The sequence below is a fragment of the Humiphilus diazotrophicus genome (genome assembly GCF_059726315.1).
This window is the reverse complement of record NZ_AP040870.1, coordinates 7142739-7163393: the sequence shown is the minus strand read 5'-3', so window position 1 is coordinate 7163393 and position 20655 is coordinate 7142739. Positions and strand designations below refer to the sequence as shown.

Annotated in this window: 18 protein-coding genes; 12 read left to right on the top strand and 6 right to left on the bottom strand. The window is 53.6% G+C overall.

Annotated elements, in window-relative coordinates:
• Window positions 1–173: 173 nt before the first annotated feature.
• The 5 genes from AC6I7T_RS28645 (at window position 174) to AC6I7T_RS28625 (ending at window position 3496) form a co-directional block, all read left to right on the top strand.
• Window positions 174–905 (top strand): SDR family NAD(P)-dependent oxidoreductase, encoded by a 732-nt coding sequence (locus AC6I7T_RS28645; RefSeq protein ID WP_497791249.1) that lies wholly within the window; start codon window positions 174–176, stop codon window positions 903–905.
• A gap of 59 nt (window positions 906–964) precedes the next feature.
• On the top strand, window positions 965–1699 hold the full coding sequence (locus AC6I7T_RS28640) for an SDR family NAD(P)-dependent oxidoreductase (protein WP_497791248.1): 735 nt from the start codon (window positions 965–967) through the stop codon (window positions 1697–1699).
• Window positions 1700–1769: 70 nt separating this feature from the next.
• Complete coding sequence (locus AC6I7T_RS28635; RefSeq protein WP_497791247.1) at window positions 1770–2390, top strand: NADPH-dependent F420 reductase; 621 nt, start codon at window positions 1770–1772, stop codon at window positions 2388–2390.
• A gap of 186 nt (window positions 2391–2576) precedes the next feature.
• Window positions 2577–2993: a nuclear transport factor 2 family protein gene (locus AC6I7T_RS28630; RefSeq protein WP_497791246.1), complete on the top strand. Its 417-nt coding sequence runs from the start codon at window positions 2577–2579 to the stop codon at window positions 2991–2993.
• 101 nt (window positions 2994–3094) lie between these two features.
• Window positions 3095–3496 carry a hypothetical protein gene (locus AC6I7T_RS28625; protein ID WP_497791245.1) on the top strand — a complete coding sequence of 134 codons (402 nt, stop codon included), beginning with the start codon at window positions 3095–3097 and terminating at the stop codon, window positions 3494–3496.
• 588 nt (window positions 3497–4084) lie between these two features.
• Here the strand turns inward: AC6I7T_RS28625 and greB are convergent.
• Window positions 4085–4687 (bottom strand): transcription elongation factor GreB, encoded by a 603-nt coding sequence (gene greB / locus AC6I7T_RS28620; RefSeq protein WP_497791243.1) that lies wholly within the window; start codon window positions 4685–4687, stop codon window positions 4085–4087.
• Between the two features lie 215 nt (window positions 4688–4902).
• On the opposite strand from greB, the gene AC6I7T_RS28615 reads away from it, so the two are divergent.
• The 4 genes from AC6I7T_RS28615 to AC6I7T_RS28600 all read left to right on the top strand — a co-directional run bounded on the left by AC6I7T_RS28615 (window position 4903) and on the right by AC6I7T_RS28600 (window position 10353).
• Entirely contained in the window at window positions 4903–6276 is a 1374-nt protein-coding gene (locus tag AC6I7T_RS28615; protein ID WP_497791242.1) for a hypothetical protein, read from the top strand.
• A 345-nt stretch (window positions 6277–6621) separates the two neighbouring features.
• On the top strand, window positions 6622–8448 hold the full coding sequence (locus tag AC6I7T_RS28610) for a M61 family metallopeptidase (RefSeq protein ID WP_497791240.1): 1827 nt from the start codon (window positions 6622–6624) through the stop codon (window positions 8446–8448).
• A gap of 554 nt (window positions 8449–9002) precedes the next feature.
• The gene (locus tag AC6I7T_RS28605; RefSeq protein ID WP_497791239.1) at window positions 9003–9431 is read left to right on the top strand and encodes a hypothetical protein; all 429 of its coding nucleotides are present in this window, start codon (window positions 9003–9005) and stop codon (window positions 9429–9431) included.
• A gap of 148 nt (window positions 9432–9579) precedes the next feature.
• Window positions 9580–10353: a HEAT repeat domain-containing protein gene (locus AC6I7T_RS28600; protein ID WP_497791238.1), complete on the top strand. Its 774-nt coding sequence runs from the start codon at window positions 9580–9582 to the stop codon at window positions 10351–10353.
• A 339-nt stretch (window positions 10354–10692) separates the two neighbouring features.
• Here AC6I7T_RS28600 and AC6I7T_RS28595 read toward each other — a convergent pair whose 3' ends face one another.
• Complete coding sequence (locus AC6I7T_RS28595; protein WP_497791237.1) at window positions 10693–11832, bottom strand: IS481 family transposase; 1140 nt, start codon at window positions 11830–11832, stop codon at window positions 10693–10695.
• Window positions 11833–12135: 303 nt separating this feature from the next.
• Between AC6I7T_RS28595 and AC6I7T_RS28590 the strand changes: the two genes are divergently transcribed.
• Window positions 12136–13431 carry a S41 family peptidase gene (locus tag AC6I7T_RS28590; protein ID WP_497791236.1) on the top strand — a complete coding sequence of 432 codons (1296 nt, stop codon included), beginning with the start codon at window positions 12136–12138 and terminating at the stop codon, window positions 13429–13431.
• Between the two features lie 321 nt (window positions 13432–13752).
• Here AC6I7T_RS28590 and AC6I7T_RS28585 read toward each other — a convergent pair whose 3' ends face one another.
• The 3 genes from AC6I7T_RS28585 to AC6I7T_RS28575 all read right to left on the bottom strand — a co-directional run bounded on the left by AC6I7T_RS28585 (window position 13753) and on the right by AC6I7T_RS28575 (window position 18741).
• A complete protein-coding gene (locus AC6I7T_RS28585) occupies window positions 13753–16902 on the bottom strand; it encodes a glycoside hydrolase family 3 C-terminal domain-containing protein (protein ID WP_497791235.1) in 3150 nt (1049 codons plus the stop codon).
• Between the two features lie 284 nt (window positions 16903–17186).
• Window positions 17187–17870 (bottom strand): cupin domain-containing protein, encoded by a 684-nt coding sequence (locus AC6I7T_RS28580; protein WP_497791234.1) that lies wholly within the window; start codon window positions 17868–17870, stop codon window positions 17187–17189.
• Window positions 17871–18561: 691 nt separating this feature from the next.
• Window positions 18562–18741 (bottom strand): hypothetical protein, encoded by a 180-nt coding sequence (locus AC6I7T_RS28575; RefSeq protein WP_497791233.1) that lies wholly within the window; start codon window positions 18739–18741, stop codon window positions 18562–18564.
• A gap of 68 nt (window positions 18742–18809) precedes the next feature.
• On the opposite strand from AC6I7T_RS28575, the gene AC6I7T_RS28570 reads away from it, so the two are divergent.
• Complete coding sequence (locus AC6I7T_RS28570; protein ID WP_497794653.1) at window positions 18810–19268, top strand: sacsin N-terminal ATP-binding-like domain-containing protein; 459 nt, start codon at window positions 18810–18812, stop codon at window positions 19266–19268.
• A gap of 40 nt (window positions 19269–19308) precedes the next feature.
• On the top strand, window positions 19309–19662 hold the full coding sequence (locus tag AC6I7T_RS28565) for a hypothetical protein (RefSeq protein WP_497791232.1): 354 nt from the start codon (window positions 19309–19311) through the stop codon (window positions 19660–19662).
• Between the two features lie 65 nt (window positions 19663–19727).
• Here AC6I7T_RS28565 and AC6I7T_RS28560 read toward each other — a convergent pair whose 3' ends face one another.
• On the bottom strand, window positions 19728–20654 hold the full coding sequence (locus AC6I7T_RS28560; protein WP_497791231.1) for a TIGR03435 family protein: 927 nt from the start codon (window positions 20652–20654) through the stop codon (window positions 19728–19730).
• Between the last annotated feature and the right edge of the window lies 1 nt (window position 20655).

Genomic DNA, 20655 nt, shown 5'->3' with positions numbered 1-20655 from the left:
CCTCTTCCCCGAGCCCCGCAACCCGGCTCCATCAAAAGTGTGCAAAACAGCTCATATCAGCCATCTTTCTGGACGAATAGACAAAAATCTTGGACTCCCGAACAGTTCCCGTCCACCGCCAAAGAATCTATCTAAGTGTACCGAATGCTAAACACATTCCGAAGGGGGCAATTATGGGAAAGCTTGAAGGTAAGGTTGCAGTCATCACGGGTGGTTCGAGCGGCTTGGCGCTGGAGAGTGCCAAGCGATTCGTTGAAGAAGGCGCCTACGTTTTCATCACGGGCCGAAGGCAGGAGACGCTCGATGAAGCCGTTAAACTGATTGGCCGGAACGTGACCGGCGTGTGCGGAGACGCATCCAATCTCGATGACCTCGACCGTCTGTTCGACATAGTCAAGCGGGAAAAAGGCAAGATCGACGTTCTGTTTGCGAGCGCAGGCAAGGGCGAAGTCGCCAAACTGGGTGAGATTACTGAGAAGCACTTCGATGCGGGCTTCGACCTGATTGTGCGCGGAACGCTGTTTACGGTTCAGAAGGCGTTGCCGCTGCTCAACGACGGCGGATCGATCATCATGATCGGGTCCGTTGCTTCGGTAAAAGGTTTTCCTGGTTTCGGCGTGTATGCGGCGAGCAAGGCGGCATTGCGTTCATTCGCACGCACGTGGCTCAACGAACTGAAGGACAGGAAGATCCGGGTGAACGTGCTGAGCCCGGGACAGGTCGACACAGCAGATTCCCAGCGACTCGACAAGGAGACAAGGGAGATGTTCGAATCCCTGATCCCGCGGGGAAAGATGGGTCGTCCTGAGGAAATTGCGGCGGCAGCGCTGTTTCTTGCTTCGGCCGAAGCAAGCTACGTGAATGGAGTGGATTTGGCTGTCGACGGCGGCTTCTCGGCCATCTGAAATCGCCTGAACTCTATTCCACGGAACTGAACGCTACGGATCTACCAAAGGGAGTAATTATGGGAAAGCTTGAAGGAAAAGTTGCGGTCATCACAGGTGGCGCTACCGGCATCGGCCGCGCCGCAGCAAAGCGCTTCATCGAGGAGGGCGCCTTCGTCTTCATCTTCGGCCGACGTCAGGCAGAACTCGACGCCGCTGTTGCCGACCTCGGACCCAACGCCCGCGCAGTAAAGGGCTCGATCTCCGATCTGGCCGACCTCGACCGACTCTACGCGGCGGTGAAGGCCGAGCACGGAACCCTCGACATCGTCTTCGCCAACGCCGGGGCGGGAAGCCCACTTCCGCTCGGCAAGATCACCGCCGAGCACATTGACGAGGCCTTCGACACCAATGTGAAGGGTACGATCTTCACAATCCAAAAGGCGTTGCCCCTGATGGGCAAGGGCGGCTCGATCATTCTGACCGGCTCGAGCGCCGGCACCACGGGCGCCCCTGCAATGAGTGTCTACAGCGCGAGCAAAGCGGCAGTGCGCAACCTCGCGCGGACCTGGGCGGAGGACCTGAAGGGCACCGGCATCCGGGTCAACGTGTTGTCGCCTGGGGCGACGGCGACCGAACTCGCGAAGGCCGCGCTAGGCGAGGAGGGTCAGAAGGTCTACGCCTCGATGACTCCGCTCCAGCGCATGGCCGATCCGGCGGAGATCGGGGCTGCTGCTGCCTTTCTCGCGTCCGATGACAGCAGCTTCATGACCGCCAGCGAACTCGCCGTCGACGGCGGTCTGGCGCAAATCTGACGCACTCGCTGTACGGCGCTCCCTTCGATGATTCGGAGCGCCGTAGGTTCGGTAACCCAAAGGAGAACATATGAGCTATGCAATTATAGGATTCGGAAAGATAGGCCAGGCCCTCGCCCACGCCTTTGCCCGTAAGAACATCGACGTGACCGTTGCGAGTCGCCGGGCCCCCGAGGACTTGGCACCGCAAGCTCGGGCGATTGGGCCCACGGTGGTCGCCAAGTCGCTGCGGGATGCACTCGAGGCTGACACAATCATCTTGGCGGTTCCGTTCGGGGAACATCGCGAGATTGCGGAGGCCTTGCCGAGTTGGAAAGGCAAGACGGTCATCGACGCGATGAACTCTTTTCCAGTCCCACCTGAGGAGCTGGATGGCCTTCCCTCCTCCGCATTCGTTGCGAAGTCGTTCACCGGCGCTAAGTTGGTGAAAGGTTTTAACCACCTGGTTGCGGCCACACTGGCTACCGACCCAATCGTCGACGGCGGCCACCGGGTTGTCTTTCTGTCGAGCGATGACGAGGACGCTATCGCTCCCGTAGCGGATTTGGCCCAAAAACTCGGATTCGCACCCGTCAAGCTGGGAAAGTTCAACGAGGGTGGCGCGCTGGTGCACGCACGCGGCCGCAGTTGGGGTCAGCTCATCTTCCAGGACTTGTTCAAGAAGGACAGTAATCAATCGTCCACCGCGTGATTTGTCTCAAGACGGATGGTCCCCAAACGTCCGATTAGATCATTTCCCGAAAAGATGTGAATCGAAGCAATAGAGGTTGGCGCGGCTTTCCGAAAGCCGCTCTTCCCCTGACTTGGAAAGTTCACAGTATTTCGGGAAATGCTTTAGATCGGACACACTTGAGGTAAGGGAAACGGAGAGATTTCGATGAGCATCGAAATGAATGTCCAGATTGTGAAGAACTTTCTTGCGGCACTCGGCAGTCGCGATAAGCAAGGCCTGCTGGTGTTAGCTGCCGAAGATATCGAGTGGATCGTTCCGGGCGAGGACTGGCCGCTGGCCGGCACGCACCGCGGGCACGCGGGATTGGAGAATTTACTTCAGAAGGCTAACGAAACGGTGGAAACTGCGTACCCAGAGCCCCCCGAGTTCATAGCGCAGGGCGACCGGGTTATGGTCGTCGGCTTCGCTACGGGGAAAATCAAAGCCACGAATAGGACCTTCAAGGACAACTGGGTCTTCGCCATCACCGTTCGAAATGGCAAGGTGACAAAGATCCGAGAGTATATTGACACCCAAGCCCTAGCGCTGGCCTCCCAGGAGGCCGTGAGCCCCAGGGCCTGACCCGTCGACATCGCGACCCCACACTTCATCATTGCTACCGGCGGCATCTACAATGCACAGACAAAGATGGCCTCGTTTAATTCTCTCGGAGGAGTTGCCCTATGAAAATTGTTTCAATTACTGCACGCTACTTGCTCGGTCTTCTCTTCACGGTATTTGGCCTAAACGGCTTTCTCCAATTCATCCACCAGCCGCCACCGTCGGAGCCGCTGGCCCTCCAGTTCCTGGTAGCAGTCAGCGCCTCACACTTTGCTGCCTTCTTCTTCGCAGTCCAAGTGGTTGGGGGCCTGCTGCTGCTCTCCGGCTACTTTGTTCCGCTTGCGTTGATTCTGCTCGCGGCTGAACTCTATAACATTCTGGCGTTTCACTTGATGTTCGAATCAGGCTCTGGTATCGGACCGGGATTGTTGGCCTGTGTCCTTTGGGTGTTGGTCTTCCTCCAATATCGTGCAAACTTCAACAGCATCCTTACCCCTAAACCGGCGTCGCAGCCAGAGGGATGACCACAGCATTTCCCGAAAAGATGTAGACCGAAGCAATCAGAAGTTGGCGCGGCTTTCCGTTAAAGACCGGGGTCCCTAGCAAACCTGTCTTTGGTTTGCTGGGGTGGAAAGAAAGCCGCTCTCAACCTTACTTGGAAAGGTCACAGCATTTCGGGAAATGCTTTAAACGACTCAGCCCTACCCTTCGCGTAGCCGGCAGACTATTGTTCATGCAAGATCTTTTCAACTTGTCAAAGGCATCCAGCACACCTTGAAATCGCTGAATAAAGTGGCGTAGGGATTCGGCAAATCGTGGACATCGACGCTCTACCGACAGTAGAGATTCTCGATATTCCCTCGTTTGCGGTAATTGTATGGAAAGACGCGGCCCTTCATGACATCCACGCCGTTCGAGGGACTCTTTCGAGCCCTCCAAACCGATTTTCTGGATAATGTCTTGCCCGTCCGATATGGGATTCAACCGCTCAGATGGTGCTACCGGTATTTCCGAGGCTCTATTGACGTGATCCTAATTGAGCTGTCGAAGCAGGCTTGAGTTGTTGCTTCTTTACCGCCGAGCCGGACTCCTGTGCTTCCACCAATTGAGTGTTAGAGATCGAGTTCCTTTGTAGAGTCTTCGTTCTCAGCTGGCTCGCGGAACGGTTCTACCGTAATGCGTTCGTACCGCACTTCCAACACTGTCAGGTGTTCCGGGCCGCGCGGCGCATGGAGAACAATTTCATCACCCTCAGCAGTTTTCATCAATGCGCGTCCCAGAGGCGAGACCCAACTGATATGGTTGCGTTCGAGATCGACTTCGTCGGTGCCGACGATGCTTACCTCTCGCTCCTCCCCCGTGGCATTGGCATAGCGAACGGTCGCGCCAAAGAATGCCTTTGTCAGCCGCAGGCCCGTTCTCGGAGCTTCGGGATCTACCACTTCCGCAGCTTCGATTCGTTTCGTAAGGAAGCGAATCCGCCCATCGATCTGTCGCAGCCGTCGCTTTCCGTACTGATAGTCGGCATTCTCACTGCGATCGCCATTGCCGGCAGCCCAGGCCACCACCTCCACCACGGCAGGGCGCTCCTTGGTGAGCAAAAAATGGCGCTCCTGTTGAAGGCGCTCAAGCCCACTGGGAGTGATGTAGTTTTTGCCGTGGGTCGCGGGCTCTTCTACTACTGCTTTCGGTCTTCTGGTAAACCCTTTTTGCATCCTATTCTCTCCAGAGTGAATTAGTGAGTGCTTCGGTCAGCTGATTTGCCCATTCATACACATAGGTTGGATCAGCTCCTTCACCGGCAGAGAATAGGCGGTCATGCATGCCTTCAGATTACAGCACATAGGCCCCTTGATGTTCGACATATCAAGCCGTCTCCCTTTTTGGGAGAGTTAAGATCGTTTTGAGGATCTGTGCTTTGAAAGGTTACATGCCATCCCTAAAACCACCATACAGCCTTACTTTTTGGGCTGCGGCAAAGTCACTGTTGTGGATCGTTTGTTTGAGTACGCCGATCTGTGTATGCGCTCAATCCACGGATGCGCGCGGAAAAAGCGTATCCGAAGATAAAGGGGTATCGATAGAGCAGGTGCGCGAGGCATTGTCATCGCCGGAACTCGCTGATCTTTATGCTCGCACCTACTGGAACCTGCAGCAGCGGCGGCAACCGGATGGGTTCCTGCCGGAATCCTTGACCGGTGCATATGAAGGTATGTTTCCCCGGACGGTAGGCGCTTATGCCCTGTTAATGATCGAAACCAAACAATACGATGCTGCGGAACAAAGCCTCCGTTGCGTATTGACAGCGTTGCAGCAGACACATTATTTGCGAGTGCCACGAGTCATCGGGAAAAAGGGCACGGATCTCTCCATACAAGACGATGAAGCACAGATCGACGCTCAGGCGCACCTCATCCTTGGCTGGGCAAGGCTCGCACTAGCGCGAGGCCGAACAACATTTGAAGATCGAACCTGGGAACAGGTCCGTGCACTCATGTCTTCTGCGACGGATCGGCCCTATCTGCAATACGGCCCCTTCCCTTCTCAAAATGGCCTTGTCCACAACGTAGCCTTTGAACACTCTCGGGAAGGACGTTTTTGGGATACATGGGACTTGCTGACACAGAGCTTTATCGGTGCGGCATTGCAGGATATGGCCACCATCGCCAAGCGGAGAGGTGAAACAGATACCGCAATGCTCTGGGAAAAGAGACTCGACGTCCTGCGCAATGGGATGCTGCACAATCTTACGGTGGATCGAAACGGCAAGCAGACGTTTCTCGAGATGCGGTTGCCGAATTCCGCGGCCGGTGTGCCTTACCTGGGAATGGGCTGGGTCGTTCTTTCACCTCTCGCCGCTGGCTGGACTCCCGATCAACAGATTCTGGACAATACAATCGTGGCACTGCAACAAGCGAACCTGAAGCAAACGCACGGGCAGATATGGATGCCCACCGACGGCTATGCCGACGGAACATTTTCAAACGAGATTATCGGCAAAGGACAGGCCTGGGAACTCGATTTCGCCCGGGTGCACGGACAATGGTCTCGTGTGATGCAGATCCTTCAACTGCTGGCAATGGTGAATAAAACAGCTCCCCTCTATATGGAGGGCGCGTGGTTAGAGAGCTCCCATGTCCACCTTTCCCAGCGATTGTCGGACGCAGACATGCCGGCGCTGGAAGATGCGGTCTGGAAGTTTAAGGATCCGGGGAATGGAGAGCAGGACACCTGGTTTTGTTGGGAGATGGCACGTCTGCGAAAACAGGTGGGACTTCCCGCTGAACCTCTTAGGACGAACTAGCTTCGCTGCTGCCGAATCAAATCAGTTTGCGCCCTAGCTGTGGGCATTTCTCGCTCAGGTGTAAGCGAGAAATGCTCTAATACGCAGATATTGGCCGCACCTGGAGCACCCGCCAATGTTCCCGTCGAGACTAGCTCGATTTCTCGACGAGCAGTTTGGTCTGAATATTACGGAGCCGGGAACAAATAGCGCAGCGCAATCGTAAGTGAGACCATCATAGCTTCTTCGTAAAACCGCTATGCTAGTATCCAACCCTGGGCTCCAATTCAATTTCGCGCATGGTGCGAGAGTGAAATTGGCAATGAGCTCCGGAAGAGTCTCTCAAGGAGTCTTTCGCTGACTGGAATGACATCCCCTTTCCTCTCCCTCGCCGCGCTATGCTGCGTTCTGCTACCCGGCGTGATGCGCGCAGCCACACCCAGCAACGCTGTCCATATTCAAATTCAAGTGGACGCTACTGACACCGTCCACAAAGTTTTCTCCGTCACCGAGCTCATTCCATTGCATGGCGAAACCTCAATCACTCTGTCTTATCCAATGTGGGAGATTGCCAGCCATGCACCAACCATTTCCGTTGCGAATCTCGCGGGCCTGGAGTTCCGGCTGAATGGCAAGCTTCTCGAATGGCATCGTGATCCGCTCGATGTCAGCAGGTTTCACGTGTCTCTTCCGGCGGCGGGATCTATGCTCGAAGCGCGCTTCGACTATCTGTCTCCGCTGTCCGAAGGTGTGATGACCCGCAATATTGTGCAGGTGCAGTGGCAACACCTGCTGCTCTACCCACAAGGTGCAAAGGTGAACGATATCCCGGTCGTTGCTCGATTAACGCTCCCTGTCGGCTTTCAGGCCGCTTCCAGTCTCCGCGTAGATCGGCAGAGCGGCTCGACTTTCAACTTCCAGCAATGCACAATGAGCGAGTTGGCGGATGCGCCGGTCTATGCTGGTCGCTTCCTCAAGAACTGGCCTCTCTCCGTCGACCAGGCCAAGCCGGTCTGGCTCCACGCTGTCGCCGATGACTCGAGTGAGCTGGCCATCTCTCCTGAGCTGTTAGAGAAGCTGCGCGAAGTGGTGGCACAAACAAACAGCATCTTCAGCGACGCGCCTTTTTCGCACTATGACTTTCTGGTCTCTCTTAGCGACCGGCTCCCCAACGACGGCGGAACCGAGCATCAGACCTCCAGTGAGATTGCCTTGCCAGCCGACTTCTTCCTGAAGCCCGATCAATACAAGCAGATGGCGTCGCTATTTCCCCACGAATACATCCACGCGTGGAATGGACTCTATCATCGGCCAGCAGGCATGGTCGTGCCGGACTTCAACACTCCCATGCAAAACAGCATGCTGTGGGTGTACGAAGGATTAACCGAACTCTATGGACTGCGAATCGCCCGGGACAGCGGCCTCATCTCCGATGAAGACTACCGTGATGCCCTCGCCATCGATGCCGCGGAACAGCTACTCCGCCCCGGACGCCAATGGAAATCGCTCGCTGACAGCGACTTCGACCCTATCTACCTCGCAGGTCATCATATTGCGTGGCGCGATTGGGAAAGGCGCGAGGACTACTATCAAGAGGGTCCTCTCCTTTGGCTGGGCATCGAAGCGCAAATTCGCAGTTCCTCGGACGGAAGAAGTGGTCTGAATGATTTTGCGCAAGCCTTCCTGTCCGTCGGACACACTCACTCCGTCGTCTCGCCTTACAAGTTCTCCGATCTTGTTGCGGTGTTGAACGCCATCGCACCGTTCTCGTGGCAGGACTATCTCATGGCGAGATTAAACGCACACGACGAGACGTATCTTCGCAACGATCTCAAGGCCGCAGGCTATTCGCTGCTCTTCAACGCCACGGAAAGTGAGACCTTCGCCCAGCAGGAGCGCGAAGACAACGTGCTCGACCTGTCGTATTCCATCGGCGCGCGTATCCGCTCCAATGGTGTGGTGCAGAGCGTGGCTTGGCACGGCATCGCGTTTGAGGCTGGCCTGACTCCAGGCATGAAAATCGTCAAAATCAACGGCGAACCATTCAGCCTCGATGCGTTACGCAAACGCCTGCAGTCCCCTTCCCCTGCCGAGATTCGGCTAACCGCGAAAACCGAAGGTCAGGAGATCGAAGAAATCAGCCTAAAGTACAGCGGCGGATTACGCTTCCCCCATTTGGTCAAGGTCAATTGACCTATATTCGCCAACACACTCATGAGTACCTCGTACTGAAGTTAATAGCTGAATGCTTCACCTTACTCGTCGAACGGAGCCCAAGCCCAGAACGGTGGGCTCATTCTCCATCGTCAGCGGCACGCGATTGTGCGCGATGCGCGTACAGATGTGGAACCAATGGTGGTAAGGCTGCTTGCTATCGAGCTCACGATTGGGCAACTCGTTGAAGGAGCGCTTGTGTGCTCATCATGCAATTTCGTCAATACATTCCAATGTTCGTGACCTTATGTCTGGTAGATTTCCGCAGTCTTCACAGTACATATCATTCGATGCTTGCCATGAAAACGCATGGCCTGAGAGGTAGCCATTATTCTCCTATGGATAGGCCAACGGTCCAATGATATCCATTGACCTATCTTCGCCAATAACTCATTGTGTGTCCATAATCCGCTTCTGGACGGTGTCCTATCCGGTCCACTACTTGGTATCTAGATGCTCAGATTTCGCTATATGTATACAGCGGAATCTCTAGTTAAATGAGGTATTCGGTATTTCTGCGAAGGAGACCAACCGTGGACGCGCATAATTTTCTTGCAATGATAAAACGCGAGGCTATTGACTATCCGACCAAGCGTATTCTGGAGACACTGCAGGCCCCGAAATCAGCCAGCCCAATTGACACCTCGGCATCCGAAGTCACCAGGAGCATACAGACGTTTATCAATGCTCAAGCGCTGGACGAGCAACGTAAGGCAAACTGGTTCCGTGATCTCGACGATAACGGACGGGAGATTCTGAAAGAACTCTTGCAAGAATGCGCCGAGCTCTCCGTCCATACGTTTCTCGCGGTGTTAGATGGAGTAGGCGGCCCATACGAGGGTACATTTGAGCTTATCGCGATCGATGCGGAGGAAAACCGAACCGTGGTGAATCCAGAGGATGGCGAGATGCTCCATGATGTTTTCTCCGAGGTTCTGGCCGAGTCGCGGGATGACCAATAGCAACAACTAACTCTACGGCTGTCAGCTAGGATTAAGCGATTCGCCATGTTATCCAACTCAAACAGGGACTCCCATGAGATGCAGACTGGCTTTCGCCGCGAATCGTACAATACAGTAGAATTAACCTGCCAAAAGTTGAGGATTTGAGATGGCATCAGCGACGGTCGACGAGCTGTTTTCCAGAACTCTCTTGGAAGATTACGATGCGGACGCCCCATGGCAGGCAGTTCACGATCTACAGAGTATTGGGAGCAGAGAGGTCTTCGAAAGATCAGTGGAATGGTGTGTCTCGCAGGATACACAGAGGCGCGCGCGAGGTGCAGACGTTCTGGCCCAGTTGGGCAAGACGGCCGATCATCCCACGAATAACTATCCCGAAGAATCCTTTGTTGTCCTTTCAGATCTGATTCGAAAAGAAACAGAGGCGCAGCCCCTCAGCTCTGCAATCCACGCACTGGGGCATATCAGAAACCCGCAAGCAGTCCCTCTCGTCGTTGAGTTCTGCAGCCACCCGAACCCAGAGATTCGGTTCGCCTTAGCCTGCGCGCTAGGCAACTTTAGTGATCATCCGGTCGCTGTGGACACACTTATAAACCTGACCCGCGATGTCGATGATGACGTGAGAGATTGGTCGACATTTGGTCTCGGTGCTCTAGGCAAGATGGATTCTGCGGAAATTCGGGATGCACTGGCCGACAGGCTCGGTGACTCCTTCGAGGATGTACGCCAAGAAGCAATCTTTGGCCTTGCCCGCCTGAAAGACCTCCGCGCCCTTCCAGCTCTTATGTCTTCACTCCAACAGCCCACCGTGGCGGAAATCATTGTTGATGCCGCATCTGAAATGTTAGGACTCGAAAAAGCAGTGGAAGGCTGGCAAGCTGAGAACTATGCTGTAGCCTTACGAGACAAATTCAACCTCTGAATCGGTTCTTTGCACGAGCGAATGGTCGCCCGAATTATGTCCTTCTGCTGGTGAGAACGGACGCTGCCCATGCATGCGTCAGGCCGCTCCTCACATAATTCTGCACACGACATAAATAGGTAGTTTATTAACAGGAAGAGGACCATCGAGTCCGACGTCCATGGGCCACTCTTCGACCGAGGTCTATCATTGTCCATGGGTCCAGTCCAATAAACATATAAATGTTATCCGCAGCTTGTGCAGACGGGGTGGCCCATTCAAGCCTTCATTTGGTGTCAAGTTCCAAGACATACTTTACAGTTTGTCTCCAGACATCCTTTACAGTTTTCAGTTACAAAACTAATCATCAAGCCATCGATCAACGATCGTTGATCGATGGCTTGATAGGTCGAGTTCGCGGATAAGGGAGGTGCAGTAGTAGACCAAAACGCGATGTTCCAGCGGTACGATTTGGACCCATTGACAACTTAGAGCACGGCTAAAGTGCCATTGCTTTCCCGCCACCTGGATTTTGCCGTCCGAGTCTACCTTGCGTAAGATAGCCCCTTCCGGATATTCCCAGCTTGGCGGGTTTGGCCGATAATTTCGTGGACTCGGTTTCCATACTTTTGCTGGAGTCTTCATTCCCAAGGCTTCATGTGGTCGGAGATTGTTATATTCCCAGCGGTAGTTATCCAGCCACTCCTGCGTCCTTTGTTCCCACACACGTCTCTTTTCAATGGAGCGCAGCAGCGTATTGTGAAAACGTTCTACTTTGCCCTGCGTTTGTGGATGCCGAACTCCGCTCCAATACAAGCGAATCCCTTGTTGCATTAGCCAAACAGAGATCTTCGTCAACCCTAGCGGGGATCTTGGTCCCCACCAAGGAATGCCATGGTCCATTAACATTGCTTCTGGAAGGCCGCAGTTTTGAAAGGCGTTTTCTAACTGCTCTCGCACTAGCTCGCCTTGTGTGCTTCCCAGGGCCTGTAAGCCAATCAGGTAGCGACTATGATCGTCCAGGATCGATAATGGACCTACCTCCTGATTCCATCCCCTTGGGCCTTTAAAATCCATCTGCCACAGCTCATTGGGCTGGCTCCGCTCAAATCGTCTACACTCTCTACTAGCTTGAGGTCGATCTTTTACCAGGTCATTTCGTCGTAAGATCCGATGGATCGTACTGGGTGGCAGCTCCGTTCCCGATTGCCTTAGCAGGACGCCCAACTTACGGGCGCCCCAATCTGGATACTTTCGCCGCAACTTGATCACCTGCTGTTCGACATGTTCCAGTGTCTTGACTGGACACGTATGTGGTCTGCGTGTCTGTTCCGCTATCCCTTCCAGCCCTGTTGCCCGATAGCGTTCTAGCCACAAGTAACCTGTCGGACGAGACACTCCAAATTCTTCACATAGCTGGCTAAATGGCTTCTCTGCTCGGGTCGCTGCTACAACAAACTCTACCCGTTGTTGTCGTACATCCATCGTCTTCCAACCCATCTTTCCTTACACTCCAGCTAATCTGACTCTTGCGCTGGAGTGTAAAGGATGTCCGGAGACATTTTGTAAAGGATGTCATGGAACTGTACACCTTCATTTGGCTTGAGTGGGTCAATTCTGCTTCAGGGCAGAGTTTCCCAGCAACCCTTTTCTTGTAGTCCATTCTGATTCAATTCCAACTCGCCCCCTAATCGGTCGCGTAATCACGAAAGCTTTCTCTACGGCCAATCCTCGGGATGTTAACATGGCCCTCTCTTCAAAGGATTGCGATGTATATAATGATCGATTAAAAGTGATCCGCAAATGCAATTCAAGCTAATTATCCTCATCATGTTGGCGGCCCCGCAGTTAATGTGGTCTCAGGATGCCACGAACTTACAGCGATCAGAGAACATGTGGCAGCAGGATATCGCAATCCTGACCCAGACATTGTCGGCGAAGGGCTCCGTCCATGACCCCGCACGAGGCATCATCTCTAAAGGCCAAAAAGATTTCAGGAAGCTATATCCCCGCCGCAAGTTCGATCGGGATATATCGGAACTCGAAACTCATATCGGAACATGGTCTGACGATCAGATTGCGCTGGAGCTTGCGCATATCGTTGCGGGTGCACATGTAGCGCACAACAAGGTGATCCTTCCACACGCCTGGGGATTCAAACAGCAATTACCCGTCGCTTTCGAATGGTATTCCGACGGGCTGCTGGTGACGAATGCGACCAAAGACTATAAGGAACTGTTCGGAACACGAGTAACTGCGATTGGCACCCTCACTCCCAATAGGCTGCAAGCCGCAATCGCCCCGTATGTGTCCTACGAAAATGCAGGGTGGCTGCGGACAATTGCCGCAGACATGATCACTCTATACCCGATTCTAAAAAAACTCGGGGCAATCGATGCTGACGGGCTCATCCCGCTCACGCTATCTCGTCCCAATGAGGAGTCAATTACAGTTCGCTTGCCATTTGTACAGCATCCCGATTTCTCCATGAGTCTCTATACCGCCCTCAAAATTCCGAGGCCACTGAGACGAATGCAGTGGGACAAGAACTACTTTCAGCAATACCTCGAGAATTCCCAAACCGGGTATATCGGGTACAGACGATGCGCGAACGATCCGGCAATTCCATTTGCTGATTTCGTTCAGTCAACGCTAGCGGACTTTGATAAACACAATCTCAAACGAATCGTGATCGATCTACGAGAGAACGAGGGTGGCAATTCCTCGCTCCTTCAACCCCTTGTCGCAGCGCTGAAGACACGTTCGCAATGGAAAGGCCACATCTACGTGCTCATCGGTCCACAAACCTTTTCTTCGGCTATGTTGAACGCGATCGAATTGAAAATGAGTACAGGTGCAACATTGATTGGCGAACCAACAGGAGGCAAACCGGGATCTTATGGAGAGGTCGAAAGATTAGAGCTCCCGAACACAAAGCTGGTTGTGATTTACACGTTGAAATACTTCCACGCTCCTAAAGCAATGACAAAGGACGCCGTCTATCCGGATATACTAGCGGCTCTTACGATCTCTGACATTCTTGCAGGCCGAGACCCGGCTTTGACTGCAGCGTTTGCGGCAGATGAGGTCCGACCCTAAGATCGGCGGGTGGCACTCAATAAGGTCAACAGCTTTGTCAAGAGTAAAAGTGTCCTGTGCGGTGCTGAAGCACCGATATTTGGCCAAGATCGTCGAGGTAAGTGAAAGCTTCTGGTACATTCTCTTGAATCAGTTTCCGGGGGAAGCTACAGCTTCCCCCCACCCATCAATACGGACTTGCACTACTCATCATGATTTTGCTCGCGGACATCCAGCCGATGCTGGATGCGAGAGCGCTCAATCAATTCAACGGACTGACTAAGGCACCTTAGTCGACCAGGGACACCTGCCCGATTCTGTTTCGTATGCATTCTGTCGATGTTATTTTGCTATCCGAAGTTTGGCTGATAGTGGAAGCAGCGAAACTGCATCCGCCTCGCCTACGAAGATCATACGATCTCCATAGGCTGTGACCCATTGCTGGTTGCGCTCACTCCAATACTGAAATGAGCGGCGATCAAGAGTGATGGTTAGGCGCTCTTTTTGCCCGGGTGCGAGCGAAACTCGATTGAATCCACGTAGCGAACGCATGGCCTGTTGAACCCCTTCAACCGCGGGACCTGGACCGACATAGACCTGCGCGACAACAGCACCAACTGCGTGGCCGGTATTCTGAACGGTGAAGGTCACATCTACGGCACCATCCGACTTTGCAGAGAGTTTAAGGTCAGAGAACCTGAATGAGGTATACGACAGTCCATATCCGAATGGAAATTGTACGGGAATATTGAGTTTGTCGTAATAACGATATCCAGAGAAGATTCCCTGCGATTCAACTGAGGGACTGTCATTACTGCCGACTCGCTCTGGATGAGGTCCAGCCGTATCGCCGGGATAGAGGCCGCTGAGCTGGTTATAGCCCGAGATCGTATCGTCGTTGTCTTTCGGCCATGTGATAGTGAGGTGTCCACTGGGATTTGCCTGACCAAGCAGAAGTCGAGCTGTAGCAGTACCACCTTCCTGGCCAGTCTGCCACATATTCAGCACAGCCTTTACGTTTGGATCGTCGATCCACTCTTTGACGATGAACGGTGTGCCGGTGTTTAGCACGACAACTGTGTTGGAATTTTTGGCTGCGACGGCCTTGATCAACTGCTGTTGCTCGGAGGTGAGGGACGAAATCGACGCGGCGTTCGGAACTATGTTGCGCCCCTGGTCGTTGACGAACACAAGAGCGAGCGCCTTGCCTTCAGCGTCGGCAGCTGCATCAGCGATATCGCCGTTCACTCTGGAGACCGCAAAACGTACGCTTATCTTCGATTCCGCTGAAAGGCTGGCAGCATCAACGGTGAGAGTGACCCGGTGCCAGCCGACAGATGGAAATTGGGGGCATGTCACAATCCCTGTGGGCGTTCTGGCACCCTTCTTCAGAGGCAGTGCGCACTGCCGATTCCGAAGACCGCCTTCAATGTATCCGGCATTGGTGGGAGAAACAACAACCGACTGGTTACCGTACCATGAGCCCTGATAAAACGACCCTGAATCCACGAGGGACTTCAAGCTGTTGTCCAGTTTCAAGTTGACGTTCGCGTCTGGAATGGAGGTGCTGTGCTGAATGCGGAAGACGTAAGAATCCTTGATAGGAACATAGATCCATCCGTCCCATTTGTATATCTTGCCGCCAGCCAGTTGCCCAATGGGTGATACGGTGCTGTAGTCCAGCTTCTTATCGACTTGGTCCTTAGCAAGGCTATCTATAGAGCTTCCAGCGAAGCGTTGCAGCCCGCTGTGTGCGTCACACGTTGTGCCGGGGGCGTTGGACGGCGGAAGATCAATCGAAGAATCACTGTGCAGAACGTCGCACGGAATCGCCTGCCCTGTTGGCGAGTTTGCAGGCGTATAGGAGAATGCAGATGGCTTACCGCTCAGTGCGCGCAATTGCTGGAGTGGATTTACGGCATTGCGATCCGCGAAGCCTAAAGCGCCCTCACCGTTGGGGTTTGCCACCAGATACTCGGCACCGGGGCCGCTGATGGCGATGCCCAACTTCAAATCCTCGGTTTTGATGGGCAAGGTTTGGTGGTCATTCTTGAGTAGTACAGCACCTTCTTCCGATACTCTCTCTGCGATGGCTGCATCGCCGTTCTTTGTTCCGAATTCAACCGTGCCTGTCTTTGCGCCTTCCGGAAGCGGCGCAAGTCCGCTTCGATCTGCACCCAAGCCGCCTGGGTTCTTACAATCGGTGGTGGCATTATCGCACCCTAGCAGGCCAAAGCGCTCTTCCTGGTACAGTACGCGCGCAATCGCCTGATTGAACACCGCCAACGGAATGCTACCGTTAACCACTGCATCCACCAAACCGCAACCGGTTGCCGGACAGCCTGGACCCGGAATTCCAGATACATGGATCGCAGAGGCGTCACTGCACGAGATCTTCTTACCATCCGCGTCGGCACATGTGGCACTGGAGGGATCGAGGCCCAGATCGCTGTCTCCATCACTACCTTCGGGGTTGATACTGCCAAAGTAGGTTTCTGTCGGATCTTCGCGATCATCTCCCTGAAGAAAGCCGTTGGAGCTGTAAACGCCACCGTAATCAGAGGCAACGAATGCCTTCGAACCCCACAGGCTGCGCAATGTGTATTGCAGCAGTAGGGGATTTTCGCAGGCATAGTGAATTTCATTGAGCCGCCATGTCTCAACCGACGCACCTGGGAACGGATTTGGCTGCGCCAGTGCGTTCACACTCTTGTTCAAATACGGCGATGCATCCCTGAACTTCTGATAGGAGCACATGATGGACGAAGCGCCGCCGTCCTTGAGGGCGAGTTCGTAAGGCGTCAGGAGCATTTCATGAAAAGCCTGATCCTGAACGTCGGTGTAACTGCCCCCCGCGCCGTAGTAGACAGCATAGTGCTTGACCTGAGACATGAGTCCTTGGCCTTGAATGCCGTTGATCTGAGCGGCGGACAGAATGCCATTGAGGAAAGGGTCCTCACCTGATGTGTGGTGTCCACGCTGCCAATTGACAAAAACATCGGTATCAGCCTGTGGCCCCAGCAGACCGGTCACCATTAGATTGCGTCCCTCGCGGCCTTCCACCTGGCCCATGGCATTGGCAAGGTCTCTGTCGAACGAGGAAGCCAGTGTGAGCATCGAGGGGAGGCCGGTTGTGCGCCCGATATTGGGCCCTGAATCAACATTGATTCCCAACCCATCGGAAAAGCACAGTGGCGCGATGCGCGGTGTAGTTGCCAGCTTCACGTTTACATTTGCCAAATTGTGGCAAGTTGGGTTGGAGCCCTCCGGATGAGCATAAGTTCCACCATGCGTCGTCAGTAGTGCTGCTGCAACGGCGAGTTCCGCACGCGTAGGTGGGTTGTGAGGCTCCAGTTGCTTAATCAAGCTGATGACGGTCGGGGTGTAGGGCGCCGACGGATCATCGGGTGGAGATGTTTTGGTCGCAGGAAGAACCACAGGCAAAGAATAAGGAACAGCCGAATCGGTGTCGGGTGAGCTTTGCGCGACCAACCGGTTCCCGGGGGAAATGAGTAGAAGGAGTGCGAGGCATGACGCTAATCTGAAGCTGGCATTTGTTGATGCGCTTTCTAGGTTTGTAGGCAAATGAGGGTCCCCAATCAGATAATTGACAACGTTGTCGGCATCCCCGTAAGCTATACGATTTGGTTCGTAAATGTCAAAGATTTCGGTCTAGTCCAACCACTGGGGATCTGTGTGAATAAGCGCCTCCTCTGGTGGTCTTGGTGGGTTCGCTCGGCGGATTCGTCTTCTATACCTTTTGAGGTTTCCTTCTCTTACTTCACAGACTCGCAGAGATGTTTCGACTTCCAGCTGTCCACCAATGTAGTTGGTGGCTTGGAGGCGTCGTGAAGAATAAGAATCAGGCTGCGGCGGGCCTCCGGACCAACTGCCGTCAATTCCATGGGTACGCCTTCGGGAATGACGATGTCCGTCCCTCGCTTTCCTAATTGCACCCCTTGCGGAGTCTCCAGACATGTCTCTCCGCTGTCAGTGTAAAAGACCTCAACTCCTGAATGGAGATGCGTTTCGCTGACCATCCCGGGTTGCAGGGTGGCTTCCATATATCGCGCGGTATAGCTTCGTCCCTTCTTAACGGGTAAAGGTCCTATTTGCGTCACGCGTCTTCCCTGAGAATTACGTTCCGGCTTCTTCCCAATCGTCAGAAGCCACACGCTGCCTAGCGCTTCCACGACGGTGCCATGATCTCCTTTGAATTGCTCCGCAGCGACTTTGGTGGGAAACACATCGATCGTCCAGTAAACGGGATCATCAGGAGCGCCCAGGGAGTGGCTTGCAAGAATCCAGCAACCCGTTTCTCCCGTCTTTTGGCTCAAAGGCTTGCAACTTACAAGCTCTCGTGGCTGTTGAGCCCAGGCCGCCCTCCCTATGGAGACGCAAAGAAACAAGACGACAAGAGCCTTATAGAGGAACTGCATCCCGTAAGTTTTGTGTGTCAATGTGTTTACCCTCTCGGTCAAATCACACTGGCAGGATGCCACAGACATACTGCGGAACCAAGCAGAATTTGCCGATGGCAGTGCACGACAGCAAGGCACGTGTGGATCAGCTCAGAAAATCGGCTAGTCTTTAATGATCTATAGTCAGATCTCCGATGGGCCATAAGTTCGGTTCGAGTCCACGAAGCCGGTTTCTCAAGACTTATGCCCTGCTCCTCTGCTGGTTGTGCGATGTCACTTCTCAGAGCACAATCCCCGCAATTACTTTTGGCGATCATGCTCAACATGATCGCAATTCTATCGAAGCAACTAGGCCTGTCTTGTTTCTCCTGGATCAGTACTGGGAAAGACGGCTACTCTTTAGCTATCTATTATCTGAGTCCAAGCATCCAGAAGTTTGGTTCGAATCCTCCAAGCCGGTTTCTGACCCCAAACGCATTCTGAAGCCGTTGCGTCAGAAATAGAATATTCTGATATGTGGATGGTGCTTGTCACGCGCATTCCGAAAAAGTGCGGGAGTCTCTATGGAGAAGTGGGGAGCAGAGAATTGACGTAAGACTATCGGCGTTGGGGAAGAGCTACGCTACGGCGAACACAACAAAAATTCCACAAAATACAATACCGCCATATTCTTGCGCAGTGACATCTTCAATCGGAACATCGAGGCAGCAGACGAGCCCGACAAGATCTCTCATACCCGATTAACCTGGAACGACTCGGAGTTACGGATGGCAAGATAGAAAGGCCCTTCGGTCAGCCGAATGCCTTCGAGACAGATGGCTCTGGCTTCGGTGATCTTGCCAAGAGAGAAAGCCTGTTGTGCTTTGTTCAGATAGTATTCACCGTGTTGCCGCGCAGTCTTCTTTCTCAATATTCTTTCTTCGTGAAGGCGAGTTTTCTTTTTTCTTTTCTTCATAATGTTTTAACCTCGAATCTCGGATTATCGCGACGAAGATCCACAATGAGCTGACGAAGCTGCGCGCCGGCGCATCACCCACGACATCCAAGCGGTGGGTCTGGGAACTGATCCAGAACGCCAAGGACGTGAACATCGACGGCAAGGTACGAGTTCGCATCGAAGCGGGCCTGGATGACGCGGACGCGCACATCACCTTCGAGCACAACGGGGCCGCCTTCTCGGCCGAAAATATCCGTTCCATGATCGAGCAGATCTCCTCGAAGGACCGGACGAATGACAGCACCGGACGTCCAACGACGACCGGTAGGTTGGGGACGGGATTCCTCACCACCCACCTCCTGTCCGAACTGGTCGTCGTCAAGGGTGTCACCGAGGGCAAAGACTTCGCTGTGCGGAAATTCAAGCTATCTCTCGACCGCAGCGGCGCGGAGCTAGAAGACATCATCGCTGCCGTGCAAGCCGCGAAGGATTCGCTGTAGGACCTGGACGAACAACCAGCGTTTAGCGGATACAAGCCGGGTGCCTTCAAATACGTCGTTCCGCTACCAGCTCACCGACAAGACCGGCAAGGACGTAGCATGCGCCGGCCTTGCGGATCTAGATATCTGCCTTCCTTATACGCTCGCTTTCGTGCGGGAGCTTGAGAGCGTCGAGTACCCGAACCGGTTGTTGAGCCTGGAAGATAGCGAAGACGAGAGGGTCGACGGCGAGGTGCAAATCCTCACCATGACAGTGGCGGACCCCATCGGGTTCGACGATGACGAGACGTCATCCATTGCCGTGTTGAGCAGCGGCCTGACCACCATCCCCGTGCCGGTCAAGCAAAGTGCCACGCGAAAGTGGAGAGAACTAAAGATAGTGCTTGCGGACTGAAGAACTCCCGCGGATGTGAGGAACTTGGATTGCTTATCAGCTTTTGGTCTTTAATAAATATCTGTTTAGTTGTCAGTTGGAGACTCCACGTGATCTATCACCAGCACCGGAAGATTAATTCGCTGTCGGGTCAAAATCAAGCCCAACTGCTCTTTGAGGGCAACTGGTAGTGAAGGTGCTGGGTATTCGGTAAGGTCGCTCGGTAGATCCTCGCCGCTTGTCTTATTTTGTTCATTAGCCGCTCGTCTCATATCAGCTGGCATCATGGTATCTGCCAGTCCATGCGTTTCCGATGTCCACCGCAGATGAAAGCTGACTTTACCCGAGATGTTGCTCTTGTCAATGACGGGGATTCGAAGCTCTTGGCTGAGGTATCGCGGAAGAAATAGAAATGGGAAGGCTTCAGCATGCCAGTCTTGAATATCTCCATACGAACGCAGAGAGGATAGCGGCTTGTTCTTCCACAGGTTTTCTTTGTCGATAACGGGATCTTCTGCTGTGACTCGAGTTAATTTTGAGCTTGCTTTGCCAGCGGTAAGGATGTAGGCAGGCCGCTCCCTTAACTCTTCATGTGCAATCAGCTTAAACCTGGTTTCCAGCAAATTCTGAACAATCTTTCGACGTGCGTCTCCGAGCTCTTCGTCCGACATCTGCTTAAGCTGCTCAGCTAGCTCTGTACTGATTTTGGCTATAATCGTGAACAACTCTTTCGGGGCACTTACATTCCTCCATATGATTTCGCTGCTCTGTTTTTTGTAAGCGTATTCGACAAGCTGCTCGATGGTTTCGTTCTTCGCCTTGAAGGTATCGCCGTCATAGCCCAATCTCCAGGAGCTGATAGTCGTATTCTTTACTGGACGTACCGATGCTATCTCAAACTCTAGGGGGCGCCTGCCTGATTGTTGTTTGTCGTCTAGTGCGCGACAAGACGGGAAGAATATTACTAGAAAGAGGGTGGCAATTACCACCCTCAAAGCAAATCTGGTTGGCATA

What these genes read in the sequence shown, in the direction of transcription:
- AC6I7T_RS28615 (WP_497791242.1), top strand. Translation starts at nt 4,903, where the DNA reads ATGCCATCCCTAAAACCACCATACAGCCTTACTTTTTGGGCTGCGGCA.
- AC6I7T_RS28635 (WP_497791247.1), top strand. Translation starts at nt 1,770, where the DNA reads ATGAGCTATGCAATTATAGGATTCGGAAAGATAGGCCAGGCCCTCGCC.
- greB (WP_497791243.1), bottom strand. Translation starts at nt 4,687, where the DNA reads ATGCAAAAAGGGTTTACCAGAAGACCGAAAGCAGTAGTAGAAGAGCCC.
- AC6I7T_RS28630 (WP_497791246.1), top strand. Translation starts at nt 2,577, where the DNA reads ATGAGCATCGAAATGAATGTCCAGATTGTGAAGAACTTTCTTGCGGCA.
- AC6I7T_RS28560 (WP_497791231.1), bottom strand. Translation starts at nt 20,654, where the DNA reads ATGCCAACCAGATTTGCTTTGAGGGTGGTAATTGCCACCCTCTTTCTA.
- AC6I7T_RS28595 (WP_497791237.1), bottom strand. Translation starts at nt 11,832, where the DNA reads ATGGGTTGGAAGACGATGGATGTACGACAACAACGGGTAGAGTTTGTT.
- AC6I7T_RS28625 (WP_497791245.1), top strand. Translation starts at nt 3,095, where the DNA reads ATGAAAATTGTTTCAATTACTGCACGCTACTTGCTCGGTCTTCTCTTC.
- AC6I7T_RS28590 (WP_497791236.1), top strand. Translation starts at nt 12,136, where the DNA reads ATGCAATTCAAGCTAATTATCCTCATCATGTTGGCGGCCCCGCAGTTA.
- AC6I7T_RS28600 (WP_497791238.1), top strand. Translation starts at nt 9,580, where the DNA reads ATGGCATCAGCGACGGTCGACGAGCTGTTTTCCAGAACTCTCTTGGAA.
- AC6I7T_RS28640 (WP_497791248.1), top strand. Translation starts at nt 965, where the DNA reads ATGGGAAAGCTTGAAGGAAAAGTTGCGGTCATCACAGGTGGCGCTACC.
- AC6I7T_RS28610 (WP_497791240.1), top strand. Translation starts at nt 6,622, where the DNA reads ATGACATCCCCTTTCCTCTCCCTCGCCGCGCTATGCTGCGTTCTGCTA.
- AC6I7T_RS28645 (WP_497791249.1), top strand. Translation starts at nt 174, where the DNA reads ATGGGAAAGCTTGAAGGTAAGGTTGCAGTCATCACGGGTGGTTCGAGC.